The following is a 10,987-nucleotide window of genomic DNA, read 5'->3' as shown; positions in this document are numbered from 1 at the left end:
AGGCGCTGATGTCTGGTATTTCAACACTCATAGCCGGCAAGTGGTGGTGCTCGCTGGGCAACCGCCCCAAGGCGATCCATACCGCTTGTCGGTGGCCGAATATCTCAACATCTATCAGCGTCAAGCCCAGCCTACGTCGCCCCCGCTGCAATCGTGGATCGATCTGGCACGCCAAATGGCGCAAACACCGGACGAGGCACTGGAGTTTCGTAACCAATGACGTGATGCAAAAGCCAATACCAAATTCACTGCTCCGCGTTGGTTGACGAACCTACCATTGACGCCGGTAACGCAGCAATGGCTGCCGGCAATCCAACAGGCCGGTTTTATCGACCAAATCCAGCAAAGCCATCATCTGTACAACCTCCATCAGGTTGATCAAAATTTTTGGAAATTTGTGGATGGTCAATGGCTTGAGCTGTTTGGGTATGACGCTGCAAAACAAGCTGGGTGTTTTGATGACGTTTGTTATAACTTAGCAATACCTATCCCCAATCAAAATGCCACTAATCAAATCGATCTCGCTGCCACGTATGCCGCATCTCTCTTGATAGCCGAATGTAAAGCGGAAGGTGAACCGTTCAAAACAGCACATCTTGACAAACTAAGCGCCATTGCTAATATGATCGGCGGTTCATTCGTTGTCAAACTGTTTATCACTGCCCGTAGTCGACGAAAAACTGATCCGCGGCACATGAATTCGTTTCTTGATCAAGCCAAAGCTCGCCAGATTGTCGTCGTGACCGGTGAGCAATTGCCAGACCTAGCCACTATTCTGAAACAAGAGACGCAACAGCCAACCTATGCGCGGGTGTAACGCATACGTTCACCACCGAATCGGTAAGTCATCCACAACAAACAACATCCACTGCCGCTAAGCTTCGTGTACAATATCCTTGTGCATTTCCCATCTTTTAACACTCCTGAAGATATATACTTGTGCGTACCGCAATGTCGCTCCTGCTGCGACGCTTACGAAAGAAGAGGAGGTTCCTATGCAAGGAAGCGAAACCGCTGTCGAACCCTACGTGCTAAGCGAGATTGACGAGCGCGGCATCGTTCGTCTCACCCTCAATCGACCGCGTCAGTTCAATGCCTTATCGGAAGAGATGCTAGCTGCGCTGCAAGCCGAGCTTGAGGCTGTCGCGGCAAACCCGCAGGCGCGAGTCGTTGTGTTGGCCGGCACTGGCAAAGCCTTCTGCGCCGGTCACGATCTGAAACAGATGCAAGCCCACCCCGACCAGCAGTACTACGAAGACCTCTTCGCCCGCTGTTCAAACATGATGCTGACTATTCAGCGGATGCCGCAGCCGGTGATCGCCCGCGTGCATGGGATTGCTACCGCTGCCGGCTGCCAATTGGTCGCGATGTGCGATTTAGCCGTCGCGTCCACTGAGGCCAAATTTGCGGTGTCGGGGATTAGCGTTGGTCTTTTCTGCTCGACGCCATCAGTCGCGCTGTCGCGCAACATCGGGCGCAAGGCTGCTTTCGAGATGCTCGTTACCGGTGAGTTTATTGATGCTGACACTGCTCAGCGGTTGGGGTTAGTCAATCGCGTCGCGGCGCCCGATGAACTCGATGCCGAAGTAGAACGATTAGCCGCAGCGATTCTCGCCAAACCGGCCGAGTCAATCGCGATTGGGAAATCGCTCTTCTACCGTCAGATCGAGCTGCCGATGGAAGAAGCGTACCGCTTGGCTGGCCAGACTATGGCTTGCAATATGATGGAACCATGCGCCCAAGAGGGTGTCGCCGCCTTTGTCGAGAAGCGTCCGCCAGCGTGGGCCAACTCTGAGAGTCGTTAGTCTCTCTCACCTGCACACACGTATCGAAAAGCAGGCTACTCTCTCCCCTCCTTCTCCCTCGGTGGGGGAGGGAGGGAGAAAGGGCCCGGGAAACGTAACCACCAGCATACTGAAACTCCGCTGACGGTGTCGTTGTGCTTCGTAGCCCGCACGAGACGATGCGCTCAGCGACCCAATCGGACTAGCATCTGGGCAGAATGCATCGGGGGTCAATAGGCTATCAAACCCCAGTCTGCTGCATGTGATGATCGTTCTTTCTCTTTATTGACACATTGTATCAATAATGGTATACTCTTCCGGCATCTACTCCTCATCTCTTGATGCCGGAGGTTGGTCATGCGACGAACGTCTGTGCGCACACGGCTTGAAGGAGTCCTGCCACTGCTCTCACTCATTGTCCTGCTGGCCATTATTGGTCAAGTTGTCATGCAAAGCGTGATCACATGGGCTACCGGCAATGAGCTATCTCAGATTGTGCCGGTCTTCGAGGCACCGATTGCCAACGCCGGCAAAGCACTCGGCGCGCTGCTTACCGCGTGGATGCCAACATGGATCATCGCAACGCCGTTTGGGCCACTTGACATCAAATATACTGCCGCATATACGATTTACGAATGGTTCAAGTTACCGATCATTCTTTTCCTCACCACGTTCGGGATGACGCTCCTTCGGTTAGGCGTGAGCACGGTTTGGCTTGAGCGAACGTTGGGGCGCAACGATGTGATCGGCATTCTTGGTGGAACCCTGCTAGGAATGGTGACACCGGTCTGCTCGTGTACAGTAACGAATATCTATGCCGGTTTGGCAGCCGGCGGCGCTAGTCGCCGTGCCTCGGCGGCCTTTCTCTTTGCTAGTCCGGCACTCAACGAGTTTGCTATCATCTTTATGTTTGTAATCGTCGGTCCGCTTAGTGGGGTCGTGTACGTAGTGGCCGGAGTGATTGCTGCCATAATCACCGGTTATCTCGCCCCAGTATTGGGTCTCGATCCGCATCGCTTTGTTCAGCCCATATTACGCTTGCCATTCCACGACTCGCTAGACCGCTCCAGTATCTTGATACGCGCCCATCAAGAAGCATGGGCGCTGTTTAAACGGCTGATTGGGGTTGTGCTGTTTAGTGGGCTGCTAGCCGGGATTTTGGTTAATTTCAATCTGACGTTGGTTGAGGCACTGAAGCAGGCCGGCAGCGTGTGGTGGGGGCCGATCCTTGCAACTGTGCTCGGTTTGCCACTCGACATTAATGCGGCCTCTACTGCCCCGATTTTGGTGGCGTTGCATCAGATCGTGCCACTTGGCACATTAGTGGCTGCTATGATGGCTACGACTGTCTCGTCGATCCCCGAATGGGCAATGCTAAACCAGTTGCTTGGCCGAGCTGCTGCGAGTAAAGTAGTGCTTTGGTATGGTTTGTACGTGATCGGATTAGGGTTATTGCTCAATTGGTTATTCGGCTGACGAATGGTCATGACCGCGGTATGAATTAGCACGGATTATGCGGGTACGCATCCGTGCTGAGCTGCCTCATCCCCGCCCATCCGTGGTCTATTCCTTCACCCGTGTCGTTCCGTGGCTCATACCCTATCCGTGCTCAGCCACCGAGATAGAGCAAGTCGCCTATGAGATCCGGCTAGCGCCGCTATTGATGAAGCGTTGTCTCATTAACGGTTTTTTCGTAGAATAAGCACAGTTGGGCCGGCCACCATCGCTCTACCTAATCCCTATGGTATGAATTCTGACACCCTGAGCCACTCTCGTCTTCTAACAGGTCTCGCATCAAACGACGTTGCTGTTATTACGCGCTTGGCCGAGACGATTCAGGTAAAACGCAACACGCAACTCTTCGCCGACGGCGATCCGGCAACCCATCTCTACCTCATTGTGACAGGGCAAATCCGGTTATACAAACTGACTCCCGCTGGTCGGCAAAGTGTGTTTCGGATTGCTGGGTCGCATGAAGTGATCGGGTTAAGCGCTGTCGTTTCCGAGAGTCGATACACACTCTATGCGCAATCAATCTCAGCGGGCCACATGTTGGCGTGGCCCGCCCCGATGTTTCAGTCACTTATGCAGCAATTTCCCCAATTGCAACGCAACTGCATGCAACTCTTGAGCGAGTATCGCGAAGATTTGCAAGATCAATTACTCGAAATCGCTACCGACGATGTTGAGATACGGCTGGCTAAAGCGCTGGTGCGTTGGATGAAACGTCATTGCGATATGGCGTGTCCTGCCCTCCTCACAATTCCATTATTACAACGCGATCTTGCCGATCTGATCGGTGCCAGTCACTACACCATTAGCCGCTTGTTGCATCAATGGCAGGAAGAAGGTCTTGTTCAAGTTCAGCACGGTCGCCTGATAGTGAGTGATCGACAACAATTGCTCGCCAAAGCGGAGGTGCTGTGACGTTATTTGATCCTGAATTCATGCCAATGTAATTTCTCTCCGCCTGAGCAATCCTAACAAATGTGTTCATCCGCTCGGATCGCGGATCGGGTGACACATATTTCACAAACAGGCCCGTGATCTTGCGCTAGCGCAACGACAGTACCGTAGGTGCTGTCGTATTATTTGTGCCCAGAGAAAAGTGAATAATATCACAAATAAGTCACGTTGGGCTTGGTAGGGTTTGGAGGTGTTTATGTATCCGATTTGGGAAGGTATCTTCATCCATTCGGCCATGTACGTGGCGATTGTTTCGGCATTCCACGTACTCGCCTCGCACTTGACCGTCGCTGCGGCATGGTTCAACCTCTATCTCGAACGACGGGCGGTTTATGAAAAGCGTCCCGAACTGTACGAGTACTTGCGCCGGAGCGCACTAGGCTTGCTCGTCTTTGCGTATGTCTTCGGCGCGATGGCCGGCGTCGGTATCTGGCAAACCACTACCGCAGCGAACCCGCGCGGTATTTCGACGCTCATCCACAATTTCGTCTTCTACTGGGGAGCTGAATGGTACATGTTCTTGATTGATGTCGTTGGTATTATCGCCTACTACTATTCGTTCGGTCGGGTTGATCCGAAAACACACCTACGATTGGCATGGATTCTCGCCCTTGGCGGTACCGGCACGTTATCTATCATCGTAGGAATTTTATCATTTGAGCTCACCCCCGGTCTGTGGTTAGATACCGGGGTGAGTCTGAACGGTTTCTTTAATCCCACCTTCTGGCCACAAATCTTCCTGCGCTTTGCGCTTATGTTCCCGATTACCGCAGCGTGGGCGCTGCTCATCGTAACCGGGATGCCCAAAACATACCCCGAGCGCGAGCCAATTATCCGCAACGCAGCCCTGATGGGTTTGGGCGGCTTAGCGGTCGCGCTGGCTATTTTCGTCTTCTGGTTCTACCCAGTGCTGCCCGAGCACGCCAAAATTATTATGCGAACCCGCGCCATACCACCGATTACCTATACCGTTATTCTTGGCGGAATCGCCGCGACGTTTGCCGGCCTGCTGTTTGCGTGGCGGTTTCCCCAGCGCCAGCAACGCCTGATTGCGTTGGGTGCGCTGTTCGTGTTGTTTGCCGCGATCTTTGGCGCCGAACGCACCCGCGAAGTCTTGCGCAAACCTGATATTATCGCTGGCTATATGTCATCCAATCAGCTTGTCTTCAACGATTTGCCAGCACGTAATATCGAAAGTGAAGAGCAGCGGCTAAACGAGACCGGTATGCTGGGGTCGTTGCCATTCCTCCCTCGGCCTGACCAGATCGTGCTGCCGGCCAATAGTGGATTGCCCAATCAGACAATTGCCGTCGGACGCACCTTAGTCGTGCAGCAGTGCGCCTCGTGTCACAATGTGAGCCAGCAAACAGCATTGATTGGGTTCAACCAACGCTTGGCGTTACGTTCACTGGCCGATCTGTTATATCTCCGCCGAGCCACGACAGCCGATCTGATCAAGTCGCGCATCCGTGCAATTGGCGGGTTCCAGTATATGCATCCGGTGGTCGGCACTGAAGAAGAACTTTCTGCTATGGCTCAATATCTCGAATACTTTGTCCAGCAGGTGCATCCGTCGCAACCCCAAGTAGTCACGCAGAGGTGAGATATGAATGTCGGTGAGATGCTCAAGATGATGCGCGACCCGCTCGGCGCGCCGTTTTATCCGCCAGCGTTGCAGGTGTTATTGGTCGTAACGTGGGTGTTGCATATCTTCTTCGTCACGCTCGCCTTGGGATCAAGTTTGTACGCGATTTGGGGCTTTCTCCGTCCTACTAACTACCGATTACGGCTGGCACGGGTCGCTGCCCGGCTTACCCCGAATGCAGTTGGGCTAGGGATTGTCACCGGCATTGCACCACTGCTGTTTGTGCAGACGATCTACGATCCTATTTGGTATGCCAGCAACACCTTGACTGGGTTCTGGTCGGTCAGTTTCATCTTTGTGGTTATGGGCGGCTACAGTCTCGCATACCTGTTCTACCTAAAGGGCAGCCCTGACGGGAAATTGCTCTGGTCGGCCGTGGCATCGTTCATCTTACTCTTCTTCGCCGGTTGGATTATGCATGTGCTAGCGGCAGTCTCGATCCGACCTGAACGCTGGATGGAGTGGTATGCGCCGAATGGCATCATCGATACGCGCGGGGTTATCTTCCATGCGTGGAACATTCCGCGGCTTGTGTTCCTGCTGCCCTTGCAAGCTGGTCTGAGCCTCGCGGTAACGCTGACTTTGTTCGGTTGGTATTTCCGCCGTAACGAGGAAGATGCACCCTTCATGCAATGGGTGGCCAGCCTTGGTCGGAAACTAGGCCTTGTGATTAGCCCGCTCTACGCGCTTACCGGCTTGCTCTGGGCGACGACCGAAGGCGTTGAGTTCGGTATCGGTTGGCAAGTCGGGATCACGTTAGTAGGCGTTGGAGTAGCGCTAACCGGCTATTTCTTCTGGCTGCGCCAACCAATCCGCTATGCGCCGCGCACGTTGCTTGCTTGGATAGGAACGCTGGTTATTGTAGGTATGGTACGCGAAGCGATCCGGGCTGTCTCACTAGCACGATTCGGGTACAGTGTCGCTACCTATCCCTATGCCTTTGATTGGGGATCGATCATCGTATTTACTGTAACCACCATCGTCGGCGTTGCAGTGCTCGCGTATCTCATAATGGTGATGTACCAGTCTGGCGGGGTGAAGCATGATGCGCAGATCTCGCCCCGTGTGGAGCGGCTTGGTACGATTGCCACCGGCATGCTAGGGGCGTGGTTTGGCTTCTTCTTGCTCGTTGGGTTGTACGCTACGTTCTTTCTAAGGTGAACCATCGTCGGCGATCTCGCTGTCAACAATCACCGGCGTAGAGCAATTTCAGCTTGCTCCTACGCCGGCGTTCATTTAGGTTGGGTTCACTTCCACATTCGGTAATGATCCATAGTATCATTAAGGGAGGTAAAAGCACATATCGCATTCTCGTTGATAATCGTATGACCGATCGTCACAACACGATCATCTCACTCAGCACAACAGATTGGGAACAACGGATGACGGCTGCGTTACGCGAACATCACATTCGCCTCACCCAACCACGTCGCGCCATCATTCATTGGATTGCCTGCCAGCCACACGTGTTCAGCACTGAGGCATTGGCAGCAGCACTTGCACCGCCGCCAACACGGGTAAGCCGTGCCACTGCGTATCGTATGGTTGACTACCTCCGTGAGCAGGGCTGGTTAACCCGGATTCGCACTGAACGCGGGTTATACGCATATGCACGCACGATCCCCGGTCATCACCACCACGCGATCTGCCTTCGTTGCGGCACGACCTTACTGATCGACGGATGTGCGATCCTCGATGAACTGAACGTGTTGCTGGCAAGACAAGGCTTTCGTGTCCAGCATCATCTCCTCGAATTGACCGGTCTGTGCTGGCGCTGTCAAGCCTATGAGCAGTGACTTACAAAACCGTTAGCGGGCCGTGATCATCGCAGTGATCGCCGTGGCGATGGTGAAGACGACCATTGACCAAATAGTCAACATGATCCCCGTGCGGCACCAACGGGTGACCGCAGTCTTCGTGACCGCACTGACATGCAATTGGCGCACAGCCGGCGGGATTGTCTGAGCTGACTGCTATCACGTGTTCATCGTAGTGCCCCTCGTGTGGATGGTGGAGATGACCATCATGCAGATAATCGACGTGACCATCGTGCAAAATGCGGAGATGGCCACAATGCTCGCTGTGGATATGGGGATGTGGGTCATGAATTGGATGAGTCATAACATGGCTCCTTTCTCCTTCGTTTGCTACCACTTGCCTCATTATGAGACGGAGCCATACTTATGAACAAGCCCCTAAGCTGGCGTTACTTGAGATGTAATCACAACAGCGATAACCACTGGTCAACATCAAGCATCTGCATTATTAACGAAGGACGGACTCAAACAGCGTTTTCCCCCCTACCTTATAAATACGAGACGGCATCTCTACGAGCATCGAGAGTGGGCAAACAACACACTGACCAACACCAGCACCTAGCAACAAACGCAGTTCTGCGTCCGAGGCCGAACGACCAACGCCAACCTAAAAAACCTGAAGCGCACTGCGATATGTGCAGTGCGCTTCTACTGGTGCCCCCAGCGGGATTCGAACCCGCGATCTCCACCTTGAAAGGGTGATGTCCTAGGCCACTAGACGATGGGGGCCTGACGCGGGTGCATTATACCATACTTTGTAATTGTTGCAACCCACTGGCGTAGAGCATGGATGCGCGCCGATGTGGTTCGCTCTAAGTCCTCAATTAGCGCCAGTTGTAATCCACCGGTACAGCGCATCGCACTGCCAGCCCCTACACCTCCGGTAATTCATCGTAGTAGTCAGCCAGCCCAGCCAGCGTCATCTGGGCCAAAAACGGCGTCACTTCGTTGCCGAGCGAGGTGCGGAACGCGCTATAGTCAATCGCCACCGCCGCCTTCCAATCGCCGGCCTCGGTAAAGCGCGGCAGGTAGCGCCGCAATTGCGCTGCCAACAACCGGCGCGAGTTGGGCAGCGCAAACAACAACACCGCGCGTTGCAAATACTCTGAAAAAGCAGCCGTATTCGCCTCATCGTCCACTGGCGGTTCACCGAGTTTGGCGATAATGCGCTGGATAATCTCTGGCCCGATGTGCAGCGGATCAAACATCGGGTCGCGGAATAACTCGACGCAGTAGGCATCGAGTGCGGCTTGATCGCGGTGCAGCTCCAACGCTAACGCGCGCTGGCCGTTCACGGCCCGCACCGCCGCCGCAATCCGCGCCTGCTCCTCAGCGTCAGGCGGATCGGCTAGCCACGTACCGGCACACCGCGTTAACCGTATCGCTTCTTCCCCGCCGCCGGCTCGATCAACCGGACGCACTGAGCGACCGCGCATACCTGCATCCTCCCTTGTTGGTTTGCTTGCGTCGCTTAGTATAACACGATCTGATACGCACGGCGTTATCTTAAAAACTTGACTTTCTTGCACAACAAATTGACATTTTTTGACGACCTGATTACAATAGAGCAAGGTTCGCCTATTCAGTGCAGAGGAGACTACCGTGGCCCGTATTTACAATTCGATCACCGAATTGATCGGCAATACGCCGCTGGTCCGCCTCAACCGCGTCAACGACACCGATGCTACCGTTGTCGCGAAACTTGAATTCTTTAATCCGGCCAGTTCGGTTAAGGATCGCATTGGGCTAGCAATGATCGATGCCGCCGAGCGCGAGGGTCTGATCCGTCCCGGTGAGACGGTGCTGATCGAGCCAACGAGCGGCAACACCGGCATCGGCTTGGCACTTGTCGCAGCGGCTCGCGGCTATCGCCTGATTTTGACCATGCCCGAAACGATGAGTATCGAGCGCCGCAAGTTGCTACGTGGCTTCGGTGCTGAATTGGTGCTGACGCCGGGCAGCGAGGGCATGCGCGGTGCCATTGCCCGCGCCGAAGAGCTGCTCGCCGAGATCCCCAACAGCTTTATGCCCCAACAGTTCAAGAACCCGGCCAACCCAGCGATTCACCGCGCTACGACTGCTGAAGAGATTTGGCGCGATACCGATGGACAGGTCGATATTGTGGTTGGCGGTGTTGGCACCGGCGGTACCCTCACCGGCATCGGCGAAGTCCTTAAGCCACGTCGGCCTAGTTTGCGTATCGTCGCGGTTGAGCCAGAAGCATCGCCGGTATTGTCGGGCGGCAAACCCGGCCCGCACAAGATTCAGGGCATCGGCGCCGGTTTTATTCCTGATGTGTTGAATACCTCCATTCTCGATGAGATTCAGCAGGTCAGCAACGAAGATGCCTTTGCGATGGCGCGCCGTCTTGCCCGTGAAGAGGGGTTGATGGTTGGCATTTCGAGCGGCGCCGCTGCTACCGCCGCTCTCCGCGTTGCCCGTCGGCCTGAAAATGCCGGTAAACTCATCGTCTTTATTGTGCCCTCAAACGGTGAGCGCTATCTCTCTACCCCGCTCTTCGCCGAAGAGTGAAACGTACTGACGCTAAGCATGCCAAAGCGCAACGCGAGCTTAATGCAAAGACGCCAAAGCGCAATGTAAGCTTAATGCAAAGACGCCAAGGCGCAACGCGAGCCTCACGCGAAGACGCCAAGGTGCAAAGGGGGACGTGTAGGGAGCTTGCAGCTCCTTTTCCCATGCTTTATCCCCCTTTGCACCCCTTGCGTCCTTGGCGCCTTGGCGATTCTACCCTGCGCGCCCCTTGCCTCCTTCGTGCCTTGGCAGGTTTCCCCTGCGGGTCTTTGCCCCCCTTTGCGTCACTCCTCCTCGTCTTGGCGGACATTGCCGCCATCGAGGAAGATCACCTCATCAGCCCGCACATACGTGCGCCAACGGGTTTGTCCGCTTTCACTGTCTTGCCATTTATCAGTACGCAAGCTCCCCATCACCATTACCCGCCGACCCTTCTGCAAGTAATTGCCGCACACCTCAGCCAACCGCTCCCATGCCTCCACCGTCGTCCACTCAGTCTCGCTTGTGCGATTACCCTGCTCATCGTTACCACCCGGTCGATTGGTCGCCAGATTAAATCGGCACACCGACACCCCACTCCCAACCTGCTTGACCTCCGGGTCAGCGCCGAGCCGTCCAATCAGCTCAACCCGATTCATCGTGCCCCGAAAACTGCGCATTACCTGTTCCTTTCTCGTTTGCCCAAAAATTGTCCCTGCATGAAAGAAACCGCAGCAACTGGCCAAAAGTTGCGCATTTTTGGG

The 10,987-nt window shown here is 54.6% G+C and carries 12 protein-coding genes and 1 tRNA gene; 9 read left to right on the top strand and 4 right to left on the bottom strand.

All coding sequences use genetic code 11. The features are described 5' to 3' along the window. The 8 genes from Q1A00_RS14305 to Q1A00_RS14270 form a co-directional block, all read left to right on the top strand. Positions 1–220: hypothetical protein (locus tag Q1A00_RS14305; protein WP_298483289.1), on the top strand; the 220-nt coding region annotated here is incomplete at its 5' end. 57 nt (positions 221–277) lie between these two features. Then, entirely contained in the window at positions 278–817 is a 540-nt protein-coding gene (locus Q1A00_RS14300) for a DUF1887 family CARF protein (RefSeq protein ID WP_299757450.1), read from the top strand. 178 nt (positions 818–995) lie between these two features. Next, entirely contained in the window at positions 996–1,805 is an 810-nt protein-coding gene (locus Q1A00_RS14295) for an enoyl-CoA hydratase (protein WP_298483293.1), read from the top strand. A 336-nt stretch (positions 1,806–2,141) separates the two neighbouring features. Next, the gene (locus tag Q1A00_RS14290; RefSeq protein ID WP_298490675.1) at positions 2,142–3,260 is read left to right on the top strand and encodes a permease; all 1,119 of its coding nucleotides are present in this window, start codon (positions 2,142–2,144) and stop codon (positions 3,258–3,260) included. A 345-nt stretch (positions 3,261–3,605) separates the two neighbouring features. Next, positions 3,606–4,211, top strand: coding sequence for a Crp/Fnr family transcriptional regulator (locus Q1A00_RS14285; RefSeq protein ID WP_299757446.1), 606 nt, complete (start codon positions 3,606–3,608; stop codon positions 4,209–4,211). A gap of 235 nt (positions 4,212–4,446) precedes the next feature. After that, the gene (locus Q1A00_RS14280; RefSeq protein ID WP_299757443.1) at positions 4,447–5,853 is read left to right on the top strand and encodes a cytochrome c; all 1,407 of its coding nucleotides are present in this window, start codon (positions 4,447–4,449) and stop codon (positions 5,851–5,853) included. 3 nt (positions 5,854–5,856) lie between these two features. Next, positions 5,857–7,056, top strand: a complete 1,200-nt coding sequence (locus Q1A00_RS14275) for a hypothetical protein (RefSeq protein WP_298406514.1) — start codon at positions 5,857–5,859, stop codon at positions 7,054–7,056. A 164-nt stretch (positions 7,057–7,220) separates the two neighbouring features. Then, a complete protein-coding gene (locus tag Q1A00_RS14270; RefSeq protein WP_298406516.1) occupies positions 7,221–7,691 on the top strand; it encodes a Fur family transcriptional regulator in 471 nt (156 codons plus the stop codon). 1 nt (position 7,692) lies between these two features. Here Q1A00_RS14270 and Q1A00_RS14265 read toward each other — a convergent pair whose 3' ends face one another. The 3 genes from Q1A00_RS14265 to Q1A00_RS14255 form a co-directional block, all read right to left on the bottom strand. After that, positions 7,693–8,016 (bottom strand): hypothetical protein, encoded by a 324-nt coding sequence (locus Q1A00_RS14265; protein ID WP_298406518.1) that lies wholly within the window; start codon positions 8,014–8,016, stop codon positions 7,693–7,695. A gap of 348 nt (positions 8,017–8,364) precedes the next feature. After that, positions 8,365–8,441 (bottom strand) — tRNA-Glu (locus tag Q1A00_RS14260). Between the two features lie 143 nt (positions 8,442–8,584). Next, the gene (locus Q1A00_RS14255) at positions 8,585–9,148 is read right to left on the bottom strand and encodes a hypothetical protein (RefSeq protein WP_298406520.1); all 564 of its coding nucleotides are present in this window, start codon (positions 9,146–9,148) and stop codon (positions 8,585–8,587) included. Positions 9,149–9,314: 166 nt separating this feature from the next. Between Q1A00_RS14255 and cysK the strand changes: the two genes are divergently transcribed. Next, positions 9,315–10,244 (top strand): cysteine synthase A, encoded by a 930-nt coding sequence (gene cysK / locus Q1A00_RS14250; RefSeq protein WP_298406521.1) that lies wholly within the window; start codon positions 9,315–9,317, stop codon positions 10,242–10,244. A gap of 284 nt (positions 10,245–10,528) precedes the next feature. Here cysK and Q1A00_RS14245 read toward each other — a convergent pair whose 3' ends face one another. Beyond that, positions 10,529–10,903 (bottom strand): single-stranded DNA-binding protein, encoded by a 375-nt coding sequence (locus Q1A00_RS14245; RefSeq protein WP_298406522.1) that lies wholly within the window; start codon positions 10,901–10,903, stop codon positions 10,529–10,531. Positions 10,904–10,987: the final 84 nt, after the last annotated feature.

It is taken from the genome of uncultured Chloroflexus sp. (assembly GCF_938091255.1).
GTDB lineage: Bacteria > Chloroflexota > Chloroflexia > Chloroflexales > Chloroflexaceae > Chloroflexus.
The sequence above is the reverse complement of the archived record's forward strand: the minus strand, read 5'-3'. Positions and strand labels throughout refer to the sequence as shown.

What these genes read in the sequence shown, in the direction of transcription:
- Q1A00_RS14295 (WP_298483293.1), top strand. Translation starts at nt 996, where the DNA reads ATGCAAGGAAGCGAAACCGCTGTCGAACCCTACGTGCTAAGCGAGATT.
- Q1A00_RS14290 (WP_298490675.1), top strand. Translation starts at nt 2,142, where the DNA reads ATGCGACGAACGTCTGTGCGCACACGGCTTGAAGGAGTCCTGCCACTG.
- Q1A00_RS14280 (WP_299757443.1), top strand. Translation starts at nt 4,447, where the DNA reads ATGTATCCGATTTGGGAAGGTATCTTCATCCATTCGGCCATGTACGTG.
- Q1A00_RS14275 (WP_298406514.1), top strand. Translation starts at nt 5,857, where the DNA reads ATGAATGTCGGTGAGATGCTCAAGATGATGCGCGACCCGCTCGGCGCG.
- Q1A00_RS14270 (WP_298406516.1), top strand. Translation starts at nt 7,221, where the DNA reads ATGACCGATCGTCACAACACGATCATCTCACTCAGCACAACAGATTGG.
- Q1A00_RS14265 (WP_298406518.1), bottom strand. Translation starts at nt 8,016, where the DNA reads ATGACTCATCCAATTCATGACCCACATCCCCATATCCACAGCGAGCAT.
- Q1A00_RS14255 (WP_298406520.1), bottom strand. Translation starts at nt 9,148, where the DNA reads ATGCGCGGTCGCTCAGTGCGTCCGGTTGATCGAGCCGGCGGCGGGGAA.
- Q1A00_RS14245 (WP_298406522.1), bottom strand. Translation starts at nt 10,903, where the DNA reads ATGCGCAGTTTTCGGGGCACGATGAATCGGGTTGAGCTGATTGGACGG.